Here is a 17,009-nt window from a genome sequence, read left to right on the forward strand (position 1 = left end):
AAGGATTAAGCAGAGATTATTAAATATAATTACAAGACAACTTTGATTTTAATTAGTTGCAGCGATAAAGAAATTAAGATTGAAATACACCCTCTCCTTACGATCAATTTTTAGGCTTTTTACGATCACCTTCTTTTCCATACAAATGAGCAAGTAGTTTCCCCAGGGGAGATGATCTTAGTTCAATCCCCGATACTCATTTGGTGTCAACCCCGTTTTCTGTTTAAATAATCGCGTAAAATGCTGCTGGTATTTAAATCCCAGGTCACTGGCAATTTCATTTAACGTTTTTGAGCGGTCAAAAATGTAAGTTTTTGCCTGGTCTATCATTTTGGACTGAATATAATCTAATGCTGTATTTCCAGTTTCCTTCTTAATCAGGTCGCCAAAATAGTTAGGGGAGAGGTGCAGTTGGTCGGCACAATAGGCCACACTTGGGAGCCCCAGTTGTGAAGCTTTACCAGTGCGGAAATAATCGATTAACAGGTTTTCGAAGCGTACAAGGATATCCTTGTTTGCATGGCTGCGGGTAATAAACTGGCGATCGTAGAACCGCATACAATAGTTCAGGAATAGTTCGATATTGGAAACGATAAGCGTCTTACTATGCTTATCAATATTTTGCTCTATTTCTGCCGAAATCTTTTCCAGGGATTCTATTATAGTCTTCTTCTCCTTTTTTGAAAGGTGAAGAGCCTCATTAACTTCATATGAAAAGAAAGAGTAATCTTTGATGGTCTTTCCAAGATGCGTGCCCTTTAGAAGATCTGGATGAAATACCAGCCCGTACCCGGAAGGTATTACCGCTTGGCCATTGCTGTCTATTCCGTAAACCTGTCCAGGTGAAACAAATACCATAGTTCCATCCTCGTAATCATAATTCTGGCAGCCATAGGTCATGTTTCCACATTTTATATTCTTGAAAAATATGGCGTAGATGCCCATATAATGCTTGTAGTGGATAATGGTAGGACATTCATTGAAATTAACTACGCTTACCAAGGGGTGCAGCGTGTCTATCCCAACATAATCATTATACTGACGGACAGTGTCCAGTCTTCTCACTTCTTCCATGGCCTTGAGTTATAATTCAAAATTAATAAAAATGGACTTGTATTATTTATTCTGATTAAGAATCAGTAAAAGTGGTAAACAATACAGTGTTTTGTATAAGCCTCAAACAAAGCCCTCTACCGATATTTGCAATATGGATTCCTCAGTTTGGAATTCTTGCATGACATACGACATTAAATAAACTAAAATGGCAAAAGCAATTGAACAGATAGGTGTTTTTGAAAGGTTAAGATCAGGTGAACCCATTCGGTTAAGCGATCCTGAATACTACAAAATAAATGAAGTAGTTGGAAGAACGATTAAACTATCACAGCTGTTAAATACCGCAACCGATGTCAATTCTATTCGTGATTGTCTTAGCGAAATAATTGGTGTCAGAATTGACGATAGCACAACTATTTTCGCCCCATTTTATACCAATTTCGGAAAATTCATCAGTATCGGTAAGAATGTCTTCATTAACCATGCCTGCTCATTTTTAGATATGGGCGGCATAACAATAGAAGATGACGTATTAATCGGTCCAAAGGTTAACCTGATAACTGAGAACCATCCTTTAGATCCAGGCGATAGAAAAGCTTTGCTTACAAAACCCATTATTATTAAAAGAAATGCGTGGATTGGTGCAGGAGCAACTATACTTCCGGGAGTAACCATTGGAGAAAACTCAGTAGTGGCGGCAGGTGCCGTAGTCTCCAGGGATGTTCCGCCTAATATAGTTGTAGGGGGAGTGCCAGCAAAAATTATCAGATCAATACCCCATTCGAAAAGCTAGAAACCTTCTTTGCTAAATATTTAAAAGAAACAAGATGAAGACACTACCGATAACCGCATTCGCAATCTTAACGTTCGTAAGCATTGGATGTAATGCCCAGATTAATAATAAGACAGATCTGGAGAAGATGAATTTTATTTTCCCGGAAGGTGCGTTGGGGCCAGTTGTAACCTGGTTGCAGAAAGTAACAGACGAAGAATACAAAGGCAGTAAATAAATAATATTTAATATGGAACCTAAAGATCAATCCTCAAGGAGGAAGTTTATTCAGCAATCGGCCGTCGTTGGCGCAGGGTTAATACTTGCAGGTCCAATGCAGATTTTAGCACAAACAGATAATAAAGAAATTATGAATAAGAATATAGCATCAAAAGGTTACGCAGGAAAAGATAAACAAGGAATATTAGTTCCCTGGAACTTTGAACGCAGAACGGTTGGGGATAACGACATCTTAATTGACATTAAATTTTCTGGCATTTGTCATTCAGATATTCATACCATTAAAGGGCATTGGGGACAACAACAATACCCACAAGTACCTGGACATGAAATTGCAGGAATTGTAACTGCGGTTGGTAAAAACGTCACTAAGTTCAAACTTGGTGATAAGGCTGGCGTTGGTTGTATGGTAAACAGCTGTATGGAATGTGAAAGTTGTAAAAATGGTGAAGAACACCATTGTGAAACTACCGGAATGGTAGGTACTTACGGTTCGCCAGAAAAATCATCGCCATCAGGAATTACCCAAGGCGGTTATGCAAATAATATTGTAGTCACAGAACATTTTGCTATAAAAATCCCTGAAAGTATTGATCTGAAATATGCGGCACCGTTGCTTTGTGCTGGTATTACCACCTATTCTCCAATGATGAAAGCGAAATTTAAAAAAGGTGATAAAATTGGCGTGGTTGGAATTGGTGGTTTAGGACACCTGGCTATCAAACTCGCGGTATCAAAGGGAGCTGAGGTTTATGCTTTCACCACTTCGTATTCAAAAGCAGATGATATAAAGAGATTTGGTGCAAAAGAGGTAATTATAGTGAATTCTGCAGAAGCTTTAAAACCCTGGAAAGGTAAGCTTGATTATATGATTTCCACAGTTCCCTATGCGTACGAAATGTCGGCTTATATTGATTGTGTAAAGCCTTACGGTTACTTCACGCAGGTGGGGCAGCCGATAAATGGCGAATTAACTATCAATAATTTTAACATGATTTTTAATCGTGTAAACTTTAATGGTTCGCTAATTGGAGGTATACCAGAAACCCAGGAGGTGATGAATTATTGTGCGGAAAATAAAATTTATCCAGAGATCGAGGTTATAAAAGCCTCAGAAATAAATGATGCCTGGACTAAAGTTGTAAATAAAGGGGCGCGATATAGATATGTAATTGACGCAGCAACATTTTAAGTTACAATCAATGAAACATTTGGTAGCAACTCTCATTTTGTTTGCCTCTTTCTCTTTTAGCATGTTGAGCTGTGGCAAAGACAAGGATGCGGATATCATGAAGGAGAATAACAATCGAAACCCCAATAATCAACTGAGAGGTAAGATGAAAATAACAGTAGGATCTGCTGTATTTACAGCGACACTCAATGACAACCAAGCTGCAAATACATTCAAAGCAATGTTGCCGCTCAGTATTACAATGGAGGATCTCAATTCTAATGAGAAGTTTTATAATTTTTCTAGCACTTTGCCAACTAGTGCATTAGCCGGAGGTAATATTCAAGTTGGAGATCTAATGCTGTATGGTAATAATTGCCTGGTGCTTTTTTATGAGGGCTTTAACACTTCATACAGTTATACTAGACTTGGGAAATTGGATGATATTTCCGGACTTTCTGCTGCATTGGGTTCTGGAAGTGTCAATGTAAGGTTTGAATTGCAGTAAGTTAGGCCGTCCACTACTGTCATTTTCAGTTTAAACAAGAATCTCAAAATTTAAAATTTGTTCTTTTGTAATTTCTAAGACCGTTTCTTTACTTATTGACTATAGTTTGGTAATTAAGCCAATTATTAATCTTTGGAAATGAATGTCAATAGTAACTATATGAATCTTTACAAGTATTTTAATTAGGGATGGAAGAGCAATTATTCCTCAAAAATATTAATGCGAATAAGGGGATTATTTTGAAGATCGTAAACCTATATGCAGATGATTCGGAGGACAGAAAGGATTTATATCAGGAAATCATCTACCAAGCCTGGAAGGCAGTTCAGGGTTTTAAAGGTGAAGCTAAGTTTTCTACCTGGTTATACAAGATCAGTCTGAATGTTTCACTTACATACCTCGGCAAATTAAAAAAGCACGTAAAGACTTTTGAGAACATTAGCATCCCGGCGTATGAGATGCCTAAAGAGCTTTCTGAACGATCTGATCGGCTCTACCGTGCAATCAGGCAATTAAATGAAGTAGATCGAGGTTTGATCATGCTTCACCTTGATGGGTATGATAACGCGTCTATCAGCGAGATTACTGGAATCACTAAAAATAATGCTGGTGTGAAACTGTACCGGATCAAACAGCAATTAACAGATATTTTAAATAAGAAGTAAAATGGATTTACTACAAGAATGGAATGACATGAACGGCGAATTGGCAGATAAAAGTCAATTGCTTTCTGCAGATATAACAAGTGTTCAGAAATCTTCAAAAAGTGTTTACCTGAATTTGTTAAAGAACCTAAATGCCAAAATGATCTGGATTAGGGTGTTATCTATCCCGATGCTTTTGGGAGCATTTTTTACAACCGGACTTCTGCAATATTTACTCGTAGGAATGTTTATCAGCTATGAATTAGGGAGAATGTTTATGATCCGACAAATAAAGAAGTTGCCGAATTACATAGACTACTCAACAGTTACTAAAGATATGATAGCATTTCAGATTAAACTTATAAACAAGGCGCTTAAAATAGAAAGGATTTGGGCCTGGTTTTTTGGCCCCTTCGCAGGGCCCTTAGGCTATATGGCCGTTTTGGCTTTTAAATATAAAACGGTTGATCAGATCATCATGAATAACCCGAATTTGCTATATATTCTGCTGGGCTTGGCTTTATTAGTGTTTCCAATAAACTATCTGGGCAACATGATGAACAAGTATGCTTTCGCTAAAGATGTGGAACGATTATCTGCTAATTTGAAAGAATTGGAAGGGTAACAGATAAATCGCTTGTACGCTGATAGGGACCGGATAAAAACCGGGATTGAATATTCCAATCCCGTTTTTTTTAATACGTCTTCAAACCATGTTCAAAGTTATTTCAATGCATAATTAAGGTAACCACCATCAACCACAATTTCAGTTCCTGTGATGAAGCTTGCGGCATCAGAAGCCAGGAACAATACTGTTTTTGCAATTTCGTTAGGATCGCCAATCCTTTGAAGCGCAGTGGCACCAGCCAGAAACTCTTTTGCTTCGGCAGGTACGGCATTTTCTAAACCAGGTGTTGCAATGGGTCCGGGACTAACGATATTTACACGGATTTTTCTTCCCGCCAGTTCATTTGCCGCAATTTGCGCTATTTTATTCAATGCTCCTTTTGTTGCGGAATACACACTCGCTCCCAAATTTGCGGCTGTTGCGACTGTTGAAGATGTAAATATCACAGCTGCTCCATCTGCCAGGTAAGGAAGTAATTTCTGCAATGTAAAAAAGTGCCCCTTCACATTAGTATTGAATTGAGCGTCAAAATTTGCTTCGGTGACTTTTTCTATCGGCTCAAATGTTGCAATTCCAGCATTCAGGAAAAGGACATCTAATTTGTTTCCACTTTCTGCAACCGCTTTTTCCAGGATAGATATCTCTGCAAGTTTTGATGTATCTGATACTACAGTATTCAATTTCGGATTGTTTATTTCTGACGCAGCCTTTTGGAGATTTTCGGCATTTCTACCCGTAATCCAAACATTTGCTCCTGCGTTGATAAATGCTTTCGCTGTGGCTAATCCTATTCCGGTAGTTCCACCTGTGATAACGACATTTTTATTTTTGTAGTCCATGATTAAGTTTTTTATTGTTTATACGGCAAAGTTAGTGCAGGTTGATTTATATTCGTTACTTTGTAACAAAAAGTAACAGTAACTTCCGGGTAACAAAGTAACTTATGGCTGAAAACACTTGTCAATTAGAACACAAAAAAGAGGTTATGGCTGTCCACGACGCAATGGACGTGCTAAGTGGAAAATGGAAAATATCGATCATTTCTTCCATATGTTTTTACAACAAAAGAAGATTTTCTGATATTTTGGTTGATGTAAAAGGGATATCAAACAAAATGTTAAGCAAAGAATTAAAGGAGCTGGAGGTCAATAAATTGATAAAACGAACGGTATTGGAAACTCAGCCTATATCTGTTCAATATCAATTAACAGAATATGGTAGAACATTGCAGACCATCATCAACAGCTTGGCAGACTGGGGGAAAGCGCATCGCAAAGTAATTATTGGTAAATAGAATTGACTGTAGCCTGAAGAATATTCCCAGTAAATATTTCTATAGAGTCAGCAGAGCGATCACCTGAAATAATTAACACTGCTCAAACGCGTTCATTTATTTAAATGCATTTTTCTGGTTTTAGCAAGCGGGTCTATTTTATATATTTGAATTGTTGCGATAGCTGAAAATCCCGCGCGAATTTATCGATGAGAAAAACGCTGACATTAATTTTAATTACGATAATTACAATTGGTTTAATTTGCGCGCTGGTTAACTACATTCGAATGGATGGTTTTCCGTTCGCGTGGAGTCTGAATTTCCTATTGATGTTATGTGTAGTTGCATTTATAGAGGCACTAAAAAGCCAGCTTAAATCTTCCTACTATAACCAAAAAGGATGGGAACGAAGCGGGAAAATATACGAACAAATTGGAATAAATGGTTTTAGAAAGTTACTAGTTTGGATTGGTTGGGAAAGGCTGAATAAAAAATCTAATCCCGTAGAGAGAAACATCAAATCCTTGACAGACCTGCATCATCAAACAAAAAAATCTGAATTGGGTCATTTAATAATCCTGCTTATAGTACTGGGATTTAATATTTTTGTGGCACTCAAATTTGGAATTCTTCAATCTTTGTGGCTACTCCTGTTAAATATCCTACTAAACCTTTATCCGATTCTTCTTCAACGGTATAATCGTCCACGAATAGAAAGAGCTATAAATTTAAGTAAACGGAGATAAATAGGCTCTAAAACCTGTTTGGCAGCCGGTCTTTTTTATTTGTATCAAATTCCACTATCTTTATCACTCAAATTTAATATCCCCATTTCGTGATTAATGTAAATAATATCTCCGTTTCATTTGGAGGAACGACCTTATTTAGTGATGTAACCTTTTCGATTAACGAAAATGACAAAATAGCCCTGATGGGCAAAAATGGGGCAGGTAAATCTACCATCCTGAAAATTATCGCTAACGCTTCAAAACCCACTTCAGGGAATGTTACGGGGCCAAAGGATGCTGTAATTGCTTATTTGCCGCAGCATTTACTGACGCAGGACAATGTTACAGTTTTCGAAGAAACATTAAAAGCTTTTCAGGAAGTGCATCAAATGCAAAAAGAACTGGATGAGCTAAACGAGCAGCTCACTATCAGAACTGATTATGACAGTGACGATTACATGAAGTTAATTGAGCGCGTGTCTGAGCTGAGTGAAAAATTCTATTCTGTAGAAGAAGTCAATTACGATGCCGAAGTAGAAAAAGTATTAAAAGGCTTAGGCTTTGAAAGAAAGGATTTTACCCGCCAAACATCTGAGTTTTCGGGTGGGTGGCGTATGCGCATCGAGCTGGCTAAAATTCTATTAAAGAAACCCGACTTGATTTTGCTTGATGAGCCAACTAACCACATGGATATTGAGAGCATTCAATGGTTAGAAGACTTTTTAATCAATTCAGCAAAAGCAGTTGTGGTCATTTCTCATGATCGTACTTTTGTCGATAATATCACAAATCGTACAATTGAGGTGACTATGGGCCGAATCTACGATTATAAAGCTAAGTACACCCACTACCTGCAGTTACGTGCCGACCGCCGTGTGCATCAAATAAAGGCTTATGAAGAACAACAACGCTTTATAGCCGATAATCAGGAATTTATAGACCGTTTTAGAGGTACCTATTCGAAAACCCTGCAGGTACAGTCGCGTGTAAAAATGCTCGAAAAACTCGACGTCATTGAGATTGATGAAGTTGATACTTCGGCATTGCGGCTTAAATTTCCTCCATCGCCACGCTCCGGTCAGTATCCTGTAATTGTAGAAGAGTTAACCAAAGTATATGGCGATCATGTAGTATTTGAAAAAGCATCAATGGTAATTGAGCGGGGAGAAAAGGTTGCTTTTGTCGGTAAAAATGGTGAAGGTAAGTCAACCATGATCAAAGCCATTATGAATGAGATTGATTTTGAGGGAAGTTTAAAGGTCGGCCATAATGCAAAGATTGGCTACTTTGCTCAAAACCAGGCATCGTTATTAGATGAAAAGTTAACGGTCTTCGAAACCATCGATCAGATTCCATTAAGCGATGGTACGCTAAAAATCAAAGACCTTTTAGGTGCCTTTATGTTTAGTGGCGACGATACTACAAAAAAAGTTAAGGTGCTTTCCGGGGGAGAGAAAACCCGTTTAGCCATGATCAAGTTATTATTGGAACCTGTAAACGTATTAATACTGGATGAGCCAACCAATCATTTGGATATGAAGACAAAAGACATTATCAAGGATGCCCTTAAAGATTTTGACGGCACTTTGATTCTGGTATCCCATGACCGGGATTTTCTTGATGGGTTGGCAGAGAAAGTATTCGAGTTTGGTAACAAACGCGTACGGGAGCACTTTGAAGACATTAAAGGTTTCCTTGCTTACAAGAAAATGAATAGCTTAAAAGAAATCGAGAAAGGTTAGAGAAGATATTAAACTAGGAAGAACTGGATTAGAATAAGCTTTTTATTCAATTGAGCATTGTATTGAACATAGCTGCGTTTGCTCAGTACAATGCTTCAGCAACCTTAAGTTTAGGGATTGGGCATGTGGTACCCTTGCCCGGAAAAACTTTGGCTGATGGCCTCCAGGTAAGTAATTGTCAATACTCATTATATTCCATTTGCTGCGGTCAGAATTATAGGTTTGCCGGAAGTTATTAATATGGTATGTTCGTGCTGAGCGACAAATCCACCTTTACTGCCGCTAAAAGCCCAGCCATCCGAAGATGTTTCAATATTTGTAGACAGGGTAGAGATGAAAGTTTCAATAGCGACAACTGAATCTTTCCTGAATCGTCTCAGTTTGTCATAGCGGTCGTAATAATTCATAATCGCATCTGGCTCTTCATGTAAGCTTCGTCCAACACCATGACCACCTAAATCCCTGATAACAGTATATCCTGCTTTTCTGGCTCTGGTTTCTATTAGCTTTCCAATATCAGAAATTCTTACGCCACCGCTGATCTGAGCAACCGCCTCGGCTAATATTTCCTGTGAAGTATCTACTAAGTGCTGTAAACCCTGAAGGTCCTCTCCAACGATAAATGAGCTTCCGTTATCTGCCCAAAATCCATCTAGTTCCGCCGAGACATCAATGTTAATAATATCTCCATTCTTCAGAATAACTTTGTCTGAAGGTATCCCGTGGGCAAACTCCTTATTGACGCTTATGCAGCTGTACCCAGGAAAATCATAGGTCTCGAATGGGGCAGATTTTGCACCAAGGGATTCCATCAGGCCCCTTCCATACTCGTCAATTTCTTTTGTAGACATCCCTATTTGCGCATAGGCTCGCATCTGCTTCAAAGTAAGCGCCACAGCCTCGCTCACTCTTTTTATACCCTGGAGCTCTTCATCTGTTTTTATAACCATAAATACAATGTTGTTAAGTTTTGTACAAAGCTAGGTGCATTTAAACTGTGCCCATAGTAAATATTAGACATGGTATTATTCTGTTGCCATTAACATTTCCTGTAAATTTGCGGCATGCCAATCAATTATCTGAAAAAGATACAATTAGGGGATTTTAATGAAGACGGGTATAGAATTAGCCCTTCTGAAGCAGTCGACGCCTTTATCGAGGGATTCTATATTTTTTCCAGAGACCTCCGGGATCATACAGATCTGCTTTTCAATGATGGGTTTCCCGTGCTTGTTTTCTTACAGAACAGTGAAGATACAGTACAGGTCACAGGGCAGAAAGACGTGTCTGAAGTTAAAGCTGTATGGGCAAGCGCCGGCGCAATTAAGAATGTTTATGTGAAATATAACAATCGTACAGACCGGGTTTTTATTGTCCGTTTTTACCCGGGTTCTTTTTACAAACTATTTGGTTTAGATGCCCAATATTTCAGGAATAAACCAGTTACGCCCTTTGACTATTTTGCCAAGGATAATAATTTTAGCATATCGGAATTCTTCAAACATCATTCTATCGAAGAAAAGATAACATTTATCGAAAAATATATTCAGGATTCTTCATCCGTATCAAATGTCTGCGGAGCTTTACATCAAACATTGGATTATATCCATCAAACAAAAGGTAAAAGTACTGTACGAAATGTAACTGACGAAGTTGGCGTAAACTATAAGTGGCTGGAAAGAAGTTTTATGAAGAATATCGGACTACTTCCTAAAGAATATATTCAGCTTCAGCGCTTTATTAACGCGTATCTTGAATTAGTTGGGAGTATCGATGTTGATTTAATGCGAATAGCAGTATCAAACGGGTACTACGATTCCAATCATTTTCTAAAAGATTTTAAAACTTATACCGGAAAAACACCATTGGCATACTTGAAGTTTAATGCAAGCTGAAAAGCCGTTGATCTGTAAATAGATCTAATGGACGTTCTTTGTGGACCGTCTAAGTGTGAGCCCGGTTATTTAACCCCGGAAAATTGAACTTCGTCCAGAAAATTGTGCATTTTACATTCGGCTTTGGTGCTGTTTATCCCCCTATATTTTGTTGTTTTTCTTTTGCTGTTCTTCGGGGTTGCTATACCGTTGCCATACCCTTGCCATACCGTTGGTATACCTAAAGGGTATAGCAACGGTATGGCAAGGGTATGGCAAGGGGTATACTTTGGGTATATCAACCCGGGACGTTAACAACCCAAAAACGCAAGGATTGAAAAAAGAATATACCCCAGTCTTACGCTGAGATTAGTGGGAAAGGCAGAGTACTGCAATGCACTGGGAGCGTATTGAATGGCCTGACGAATGAATGGTTTAAGGAATAATAATATTCTGAAATTATAATACTAAATTTGATAGCTATTCTAACCCTCTTCATGCCAAGACCTAATTTTAGTATGCCTGACGATCACTCTTTAAAGGGTAAAAGTACGTATTGGCTGGATCTGATCGGAAGCCCTGCTGTATTTTCGCTGGAAAGCAGAATATTTCACTCAATCAGTGTCGGATTAATTCTTCTGCTGAGCATATATGTTCCTTATAATCTATACGCGGGGCTGTATATAGCATCTGTTTCGGCGTTTGGAATTGGCCTGTTCTTTTTTTACCAGTACTATCATTCCAGATTTCATGGGATACCACATAACAATACTTTATTTGGTCTGATTGGTCTGGTGATTTTCGGGTTCAACTATTTTGCTAATTCTGGTATTAATGGTTCTACGGACCTGATATGGCCCGCCTATTTATTACTTGTTTTTACAATCTCTCCTTACCGGCAGCACCTTACTTGGCTGGTAATCTATTTATTATGTTTTTTAGCATTGCATATTGTCGAGTATTATTACCCGTTTTTGGTGAGGTATCCGTTTAGTGCGGGCAGGGGGCAGTTTATTGACCGGGTTACTGCATTTCCGATACCTGTAGTGGCTATTTATATCATCATTAAATTCATCCGGGAAAATTATGACAAAGAAAAGAAGGCAGCAGAAGAAAAAGCAGTTGCTTTAGAAGTAAGTAAAGCACAGCTTTCTTCGCAGAAAGATCAACTCGAACAAAGCAATGTTGAAAAGAATAAATTAATGTCCATCATCTCACATGACCTGCGGACACCGTTGATGAATATTCAAAGTTATTTGGAATTACTGAATGAAAATGAGTTAGATAACGCCGAGCGGTCGATGATGGAAAAAGCACTGCTTACTTCTACGAATAATGCGGTAGATATGTTATCTAATTTATTGCACTGGTCTAAGTCACAGATGGAGGGATCTCATGTGAATCTCGTGGAATTGAATCTCCTATCTGCACTGCTTGGGTCACTGGAAATGGAAAAGGTACATGCCTGGAAGAAAGGCATATCCCTTAATTATCAGATTCCCCCTCAGTTGAACGTCATAGCCGATAAAGATATGCTTCAGCTGGTTGTACGTAATCTGGTGAGTAATGCAGTGAAATTTACACCTGCTGAAGGTACCATTACTATCCATGCAGAATCGTTATCAGATGAATGTAAGATTACAATTAATGATAACGGGAAAGGAATTACACCTGAGCAGCAGGAAAACATTTTTTCTATCAAATCAGAACCTACTTTTGGCACAAACAACGAAAGAGGGGTAGGCTTGGGTCTTGTCCTCTGTAAGGAATTTACCGAGCGCCAGGGTGGGCAAATCGGATTTGAAAGTCATATTGGGCTGGGTTCCAGTTTCTTTATTATCCTACCACTAGGCACTCAGGGTTCATAAAATCATATCAATGATTTATTTGTGATTATCAATTTTTCGTCATCTCTGTCATGTTAATTGGTATATCGGGAATTTCCGATATACATTTGCACTATGGATCACGTAGAAATCTTCAAAGCACTTTCAAACAAAACAAGACTGCAGATACTGAATTGGTTGAAAGAACCTGAGTTGAATTTTCCGGAACAAAAGCAACACGCTGGTTTTGACCATGGTGTTTGCGTTGGCCAAATACAGCTGAAGGCAGGTCTTACGCAGTCAACTGTTTCGGAGTATTTGGTGGTATTACAACGTGCGGGCCTTGTTAAATCGACAAGAGTCGGGCAATGGACGTACTATCAGCGGAATGAGGAAGCTTTTGAAATTCTTAGTCAAATGATTCGCGCAGAAATTTAAATAAATACATTAAAAAGATGAGTACAGATAGCTTATTCAGGCCCTTTAACCTGAAATCATTGAGCATAAAAAACAGAATTGTAATGGCGCCTATGACGCGTTCATTTTCTCCAGACGGTATTCCTACAGATGCTGTAGCAACTTACTATCAAAAACGTGCAGAAGGAGAAGTCGGGTTAATCTTGTCTGAAGGTACGGTTATAGACCGTGTATCGTCTTCAAACGACGCTAACATTCCTCATTTCTATGGTGAAAAATCCCTGACAGGATGGAAGAAAGTGATAGACGGCGTTCACGCAGCAGGCGGTAGTATGGCCCCGCAGATATGGCACATGGGAATTATGGACAATCATGCATCTGGCTGGGTTCCATCACAACCGTTTGAAGGCCCGTCTGGTTTAAACCGTCCGGATTTCAACAATGGTAATACGATGACCGAGAAGGATATTGAAGATACCATTATTGCCTATGGAAAAGCTGCAGCTGATGCAAAACGTTTAGGTTTTGACAGTGTGGAGATCCATGGTGCACATGGTTATTTAATTGATCAGTTTTTCTGGGAAGGTACGAACCTGCGCACTGACGGCTACGGTGGTAAAACCCTTGCTGAAAGAAGCCGTTTTGGTATTGAAGTTGTTAAAGAAGTGCGTAAACAAGTCGGCGAGGATTTCGCGGTGATTATTCGCTTATCACAATGGAAGCCTTCAGCTTATACAAGCCAGCTGGCTAAGACGCCACAAGAAATGGAGGCATGGCTAAATCCGCTTGCTGATGCTGGAGTTGACATTTTTCACTGCTCGCAACGTCGTTTCTGGGAGCCGGAATTTGAAGGTTCAGATCTTAACTTTGCAGGATGGGCTAAAAAAATCACCGGTAAATCAACAATTACAGTTGGTTCAGTAGGTTTAACAGGGGAGTTCTTAGCTGCATTTGGAGGTGAAAGTTCCGATCCAAGTTCTTTAGATGAACTGCTCAGACGTATGGATCGCGGAGACTTTGATCTGGTTGCTGTAGGAAGACCTTTATTGGCTGATCCTTCCTGGGTTAAAAAAATTAAAGAGGGACGTACAGATGAACTGAAAGGATTCTCTAAAGAGGCACTTGCTGCGTTGATAATAGACTAAGTTTATAAACATATTCTTCGAAAACCTGGTAATTATATACCGGGTTTTTTTATGGCTTTTAAATCGTGCTGCCATGTGTTTGTTTTACTAAATAACGTGTTATTGCAGGGAAATACTTTAACCCTCCTACGACAGCTTCTGATAAGATTTCAGAACCAAAAAACCGCTGAATATACCTTCCTGTGCGTAACCGGAATGCGAACTGTTTCTGCCATTGCTGTTGATAGGCTTGTTCCATTTGAATGCGGATTCTATGGTCGAATCCATTGTCGCAGTAGTTGATGATAATTTCGGATAGTATTTTTGCGGCATGAAAAGCCATAGCCATACCATTACCACAGAGTGGAGTAATCATCCCGGCAGTGTCGCCACACATCAGGATATGATTTTCTATTAAAGGTTTGTTGTCGAAGGCTATCTCATTTATTGTTTCCGGTCTATTCCAGACGAAGTCCGAATGTTCAAAAACATCCTTTAAAAAAGGATTTTTCATTAAAACCTGTCTCTCCATTTCTGCAATGGAACCGTATTTTTTCAGGTGCCTGTTTTCTGAAAGATAGCAAAGACAGTAAAGATCATCTTCAATTTTATTGAGTCCGCAATAACCACCCTCAAAATTGTCCAGACGGATAGCATCTTTAGCGAAGTCTGAGCGTATATGATATTTAACCGCCATATACGGGCTTCTGTTATAGAAGAACTTGCGATCTAGCTTCTGGTCTAAATTGGACCTTTTTCCATATGCTCCAATGACGATATCTGCCTGATACTCCTGAGCTGCTGAACATATACTGAATTTATTTTCACTAAAACTGATACCGGTAATCTTTTCAGCTGTAATAAATTTCACACCTTGTTTATTGGCAATCTGATACAGAGCTTCATCCAGGGTATATCTGCTTATTCCAAATCCGCCCATAGTTAAGCCAGCTTCCAGATATTTTCCGGAAGGGCTGCTAACTATTAATTTACAGATATGCGATGCGTTTAAGTTTCCGGGGAGTACACCCATTTCTGATAATAGCGTTAAGACCTCATTGCTTACGTATTCGCCGCAGACCTTATGAAATGGATATTTTTTTCTTTCGGCCAGGCTCACTTCAAAACCCGACTTACTGAGCAGTATGGCATTGGTAAGACCTGCCAGTCCGCCACCGATAATAAATATATCCGGCTTGTTTTTCATTTGTAGATAATTACCTGCCATCTGAAAGCCCACATCCATTTGATGCGATAGTTTTTGACATTTGCCCTTTGTAAAAGCATTTCCAGCTCTTTTTTTCTGAAGCTACGCAATACAGATAACTTGCTGTCGTGCTGTACCATTGGAGATTTAGAAAATAGCCGGGTTAAGATTCCTATACTATGATAGGCCAGCCAGTGCCGGTGCAGATCGTTAATTACAACTGCTTTTTTTGCTGAAAACATCATCCTTCCGATCAGGTTTACCCATTCGTCATTGTCAAAATGATGCGTAAATAAACTGCTGATGACGACGTCAAATTCGTCTGGCCTAAACTCTTCCTCCAAAACATCGGCCTTTCTAAATTGAATATTGCTTATTTTTTCATGGGTACGATTTGCAAACGCTATAGCAGCTGGTGTCGCATCTATTCCAATAAAATTAAGCTTTAACTGCTTTGTTGAAAAATATTTATGAAGCACTCTCAGGCTGTCTCCACCGCCACATCCCCAGTCGCAAATACGGTCGCCGTTATCCAGTTTAATATACTTAAAAGCATTGTAGAAGACTGAGAAACCTCCAAGCAGTTTATTTATAATCTCCAGTTCCCGCAATACGGGATCTATCTCCTGCGGCGGTAACGCAAAATTGTCCATGATCTCTTTTTGCGTACTTCGTTCTGTAAAATCAGGCATAAGCTAATAACATACTTTCAAACGTTAAACCCGGACCAAAAGCGACGCTGAGTATCTGCTGCTCCCGTTGCTGTGTTTTTAACTTCATACCCAATCCGGCCAAAACAAAAAGGATGGTAGCCGAAGACATATTACCGTAGTCGCGAAGTACCTGGTACGCATGTGCATTTTGTGAGCTATCCAAAGAAAAAACCTCGTCACATACTTCTAATATCCGCCGCCCGCCCGGATGGATAGCAAATTGTCCGATATCATCGAATGTGACATTTGCTTTTTTTAATAAATTATCGGTGATCCCTTTAATTCCTGATTTTATTTGCTTTGCAATCTTATTACTGAGCCGCATTTCATAACCAAAATCTCCGATACGCCATGCCATTTCATTTTTCGCTGCGGTAACGACCTCTGTGTAAAAAGATTTAATAGCAAAAAGTTTTTGATCTGTTGTATCGGTATGTTGTATTAGAACAGCAGCTGCGCCGTCAGCAAATAGCGAATTGGACAACCAGTTATCCAGGGTGCTTTCTTTCTGAAAGTGAAGCGTACATAATTCCACATCTACTATCAGAACTTTGGCGTCGTGCTGAGCCCGGCAAATGTAATCAGCTATTTTCAGGGCATTGAATGCACCATAACAACCCATGAAATTAATACAGCTGCGTTCTACCGAAGGATTAAGCTGCAGACTTTCCACAAGCTCAATATCCAGCCCCGGGGCGTACATTCCTGTACAGCTTACTGTAATTAAATGAGTGATGGCTGCGGCCGGAAAATTAATAGGTTTCAAACAGTTATTAACCGCCTCCAGGCATAGTGGCAGCGCAGTACGTTCATATAAATTTCCGCGCACAGATGTGGTTGGAAAAGGTTCCAGACTATTATTGTTGCCAAAGAAAGTATACGCTCCTTTACGCTTTCCGAAATCACTGATGACTGAATGCCTGTACGCAATACCGGATGACTGGTATAGCTTTTCCAGGCGGCTAGAGTTGATTGCGTCAAGCTCATGAGCGTCAATCATAAATTCGAGGATCCGGTTTTGTGTAAATTTATTGGCTGGGTTACTGGTACCTATCGCGGAAATAATGCTAGTCATCTTCGAATTGT

The 17,009-nt window shown here is 39.2% G+C and carries 19 protein-coding genes; 13 read left to right on the plus strand and 6 right to left on the minus strand.

Annotated features, from left to right (window positions below):
* Window positions 1-177: 177 nt before the first annotated feature.
* On the minus strand, window positions 178-1,074 hold the full coding sequence (locus BLR53_RS11645; RefSeq protein WP_074589856.1) for a helix-turn-helix domain-containing protein: 897 nt from the start codon (window positions 1,072-1,074) through the stop codon (window positions 178-180).
* Window positions 1,075-1,261: 187 nt separating this feature from the next.
* Between BLR53_RS11645 and BLR53_RS11650 the strand changes: the two genes are divergently transcribed.
* The 6 genes from BLR53_RS11650 to BLR53_RS11675 all read left to right on the plus strand — a co-directional run bounded on the left by BLR53_RS11650 (window position 1,262) and on the right by BLR53_RS11675 (window position 5,016).
* The gene (locus BLR53_RS11650) at window positions 1,262-1,849 is read left to right on the plus strand and encodes a sugar O-acetyltransferase (RefSeq protein ID WP_074589858.1); all 588 of its coding nucleotides are present in this window, start codon (window positions 1,262-1,264) and stop codon (window positions 1,847-1,849) included.
* A gap of 34 nt (window positions 1,850-1,883) precedes the next feature.
* Window positions 1,884-2,066 carry a hypothetical protein gene (locus tag BLR53_RS11655; protein WP_074589860.1) on the plus strand — a complete coding sequence of 61 codons (183 nt, stop codon included), beginning with the start codon at window positions 1,884-1,886 and terminating at the stop codon, window positions 2,064-2,066.
* Between the two features lie 12 nt (window positions 2,067-2,078).
* The gene (locus tag BLR53_RS11660) at window positions 2,079-3,260 is read left to right on the plus strand and encodes an NAD(P)-dependent alcohol dehydrogenase (protein ID WP_074589862.1); all 1,182 of its coding nucleotides are present in this window, start codon (window positions 2,079-2,081) and stop codon (window positions 3,258-3,260) included.
* Between the two features lie 10 nt (window positions 3,261-3,270).
* Window positions 3,271-3,747: a cyclophilin-like fold protein gene (locus BLR53_RS11665; protein ID WP_074589865.1), complete on the plus strand. Its 477-nt coding sequence runs from the start codon at window positions 3,271-3,273 to the stop codon at window positions 3,745-3,747.
* 188 nt (window positions 3,748-3,935) lie between these two features.
* Window positions 3,936-4,412, plus strand: a complete 477-nt coding sequence (locus tag BLR53_RS11670) for a sigma-70 family RNA polymerase sigma factor (protein ID WP_074589867.1) — start codon at window positions 3,936-3,938, stop codon at window positions 4,410-4,412.
* A 1-nt stretch (window position 4,413) separates the two neighbouring features.
* Window positions 4,414-5,016 (plus strand): hypothetical protein, encoded by a 603-nt coding sequence (locus BLR53_RS11675; RefSeq protein ID WP_074589870.1) that lies wholly within the window; start codon window positions 4,414-4,416, stop codon window positions 5,014-5,016.
* A gap of 98 nt (window positions 5,017-5,114) precedes the next feature.
* Here BLR53_RS11675 and BLR53_RS11680 read toward each other — a convergent pair whose 3' ends face one another.
* Entirely contained in the window at window positions 5,115-5,858 is a 744-nt protein-coding gene (locus BLR53_RS11680; RefSeq protein ID WP_074589872.1) for an SDR family oxidoreductase, read from the minus strand.
* Window positions 5,859-5,962: 104 nt separating this feature from the next.
* Between BLR53_RS11680 and BLR53_RS11685 the strand changes: the two genes are divergently transcribed.
* The 3 genes from BLR53_RS11685 to BLR53_RS11695 all read left to right on the plus strand — a co-directional run bounded on the left by BLR53_RS11685 (window position 5,963) and on the right by BLR53_RS11695 (window position 8,762).
* On the plus strand, window positions 5,963-6,313 hold the full coding sequence (locus tag BLR53_RS11685) for a winged helix-turn-helix transcriptional regulator (protein ID WP_074589874.1): 351 nt from the start codon (window positions 5,963-5,965) through the stop codon (window positions 6,311-6,313).
* Between the two features lie 266 nt (window positions 6,314-6,579).
* Window positions 6,580-7,038: a glycosyl-4,4'-diaponeurosporenoate acyltransferase CrtO family protein gene (locus BLR53_RS11690; RefSeq protein WP_244889499.1), complete on the plus strand. Its 459-nt coding sequence runs from the start codon at window positions 6,580-6,582 to the stop codon at window positions 7,036-7,038.
* 89 nt (window positions 7,039-7,127) lie between these two features.
* Entirely contained in the window at window positions 7,128-8,762 is a 1,635-nt protein-coding gene (locus BLR53_RS11695; protein WP_037438618.1) for an ABC-F family ATP-binding cassette domain-containing protein, read from the plus strand.
* A 188-nt stretch (window positions 8,763-8,950) separates the two neighbouring features.
* Here BLR53_RS11695 and map read toward each other — a convergent pair whose 3' ends face one another.
* Window positions 8,951-9,712 carry a type I methionyl aminopeptidase gene (gene map, locus BLR53_RS11700; protein WP_074589880.1) on the minus strand — a complete coding sequence of 254 codons (762 nt, stop codon included), beginning with the start codon at window positions 9,710-9,712 and terminating at the stop codon, window positions 8,951-8,953.
* A gap of 114 nt (window positions 9,713-9,826) precedes the next feature.
* Here map and BLR53_RS11705 point away from each other — a divergent pair, with 114 nt between their 5' ends.
* From BLR53_RS11705 to BLR53_RS11720, 4 genes are all read left to right on the plus strand, one after another.
* Complete coding sequence (locus tag BLR53_RS11705) at window positions 9,827-10,657, plus strand: helix-turn-helix domain-containing protein (RefSeq protein ID WP_074589882.1); 831 nt, start codon at window positions 9,827-9,829, stop codon at window positions 10,655-10,657.
* 476 nt (window positions 10,658-11,133) lie between these two features.
* Window positions 11,134-12,504 (plus strand): HAMP domain-containing sensor histidine kinase, encoded by a 1,371-nt coding sequence (locus BLR53_RS11710; RefSeq protein WP_051759637.1) that lies wholly within the window; start codon window positions 11,134-11,136, stop codon window positions 12,502-12,504.
* 93 nt (window positions 12,505-12,597) lie between these two features.
* On the plus strand, window positions 12,598-12,900 hold the full coding sequence (locus tag BLR53_RS11715; RefSeq protein ID WP_074589885.1) for an ArsR/SmtB family transcription factor: 303 nt from the start codon (window positions 12,598-12,600) through the stop codon (window positions 12,898-12,900).
* A 17-nt stretch (window positions 12,901-12,917) separates the two neighbouring features.
* Complete coding sequence (locus BLR53_RS11720; protein WP_074589887.1) at window positions 12,918-14,024, plus strand: NADH:flavin oxidoreductase; 1,107 nt, start codon at window positions 12,918-12,920, stop codon at window positions 14,022-14,024.
* Window positions 14,025-14,082: 58 nt separating this feature from the next.
* Here BLR53_RS11720 and BLR53_RS11725 read toward each other — a convergent pair whose 3' ends face one another.
* From BLR53_RS11725 to BLR53_RS11735, 3 genes are read right to left on the minus strand one after another with little or no spacing between them, the layout of a single operon-like run.
* On the minus strand, window positions 14,083-15,210 hold the full coding sequence (locus BLR53_RS11725) for an NAD(P)/FAD-dependent oxidoreductase (RefSeq protein WP_074590193.1): 1,128 nt from the start codon (window positions 15,208-15,210) through the stop codon (window positions 14,083-14,085).
* On the minus strand, window positions 15,207-15,902 hold the full coding sequence (locus BLR53_RS11730) for a methyltransferase domain-containing protein (protein ID WP_074589889.1): 696 nt from the start codon (window positions 15,900-15,902) through the stop codon (window positions 15,207-15,209). The genes BLR53_RS11725 and BLR53_RS11730 overlap by 4 nt, the downstream gene beginning before the upstream one ends.
* Entirely contained in the window at window positions 15,895-16,998 is a 1,104-nt protein-coding gene (locus BLR53_RS11735; protein WP_074589891.1) for a type III polyketide synthase, read from the minus strand. The genes BLR53_RS11730 and BLR53_RS11735 overlap by 8 nt, the downstream gene beginning before the upstream one ends.
* Window positions 16,999-17,009: the final 11 nt, after the last annotated feature.

The organism is Pedobacter antarcticus, from assembly GCF_900103515.1.
Lineage (GTDB): Bacteria > Bacteroidota > Bacteroidia > Sphingobacteriales > Sphingobacteriaceae > Pedobacter > Pedobacter antarcticus.

Coding starts and splice junctions, on each gene's coding strand:
- BLR53_RS11645 (WP_074589856.1), bottom strand. CDS start 1,074: ATGGAAGAAGTGAGAAGACTGGACACTGTCCGTCAGTATAATGATTAT.
- BLR53_RS11650 (WP_074589858.1), top strand. CDS start 1,262: ATGGCAAAAGCAATTGAACAGATAGGTGTTTTTGAAAGGTTAAGATCA.
- BLR53_RS11655 (WP_074589860.1), top strand. CDS start 1,884: ATGAAGACACTACCGATAACCGCATTCGCAATCTTAACGTTCGTAAGC.
- BLR53_RS11660 (WP_074589862.1), top strand. CDS start 2,079: ATGGAACCTAAAGATCAATCCTCAAGGAGGAAGTTTATTCAGCAATCG.
- BLR53_RS11665 (WP_074589865.1), top strand. CDS start 3,271: ATGAAACATTTGGTAGCAACTCTCATTTTGTTTGCCTCTTTCTCTTTT.
- BLR53_RS11670 (WP_074589867.1), top strand. CDS start 3,936: ATGGAAGAGCAATTATTCCTCAAAAATATTAATGCGAATAAGGGGATT.
- BLR53_RS11675 (WP_074589870.1), top strand. CDS start 4,414: ATGGATTTACTACAAGAATGGAATGACATGAACGGCGAATTGGCAGAT.
- BLR53_RS11680 (WP_074589872.1), bottom strand. CDS start 5,858: ATGGACTACAAAAATAAAAATGTCGTTATCACAGGTGGAACTACCGGA.
- BLR53_RS11685 (WP_074589874.1), top strand. CDS start 5,963: ATGGCTGAAAACACTTGTCAATTAGAACACAAAAAAGAGGTTATGGCT.
- BLR53_RS11690 (WP_244889499.1), top strand. CDS start 6,580: ATGGATGGTTTTCCGTTCGCGTGGAGTCTGAATTTCCTATTGATGTTA.
- map (WP_074589880.1), bottom strand. CDS start 9,712: ATGGTTATAAAAACAGATGAAGAGCTCCAGGGTATAAAAAGAGTGAGC.
- BLR53_RS11705 (WP_074589882.1), top strand. CDS start 9,827: ATGCCAATCAATTATCTGAAAAAGATACAATTAGGGGATTTTAATGAA.
- BLR53_RS11710 (WP_051759637.1), top strand. CDS start 11,134: ATGCCAAGACCTAATTTTAGTATGCCTGACGATCACTCTTTAAAGGGT.
- BLR53_RS11715 (WP_074589885.1), top strand. CDS start 12,598: ATGGATCACGTAGAAATCTTCAAAGCACTTTCAAACAAAACAAGACTG.
- BLR53_RS11720 (WP_074589887.1), top strand. CDS start 12,918: ATGAGTACAGATAGCTTATTCAGGCCCTTTAACCTGAAATCATTGAGC.
- BLR53_RS11725 (WP_074590193.1), bottom strand. CDS start 15,210: ATGAAAAACAAGCCGGATATATTTATTATCGGTGGCGGACTGGCAGGT.
- BLR53_RS11730 (WP_074589889.1), bottom strand. CDS start 15,902: ATGCCTGATTTTACAGAACGAAGTACGCAAAAAGAGATCATGGACAAT.
- BLR53_RS11735 (WP_074589891.1), bottom strand. CDS start 16,998: ATGACTAGCATTATTTCCGCGATAGGTACCAGTAACCCAGCCAATAAA.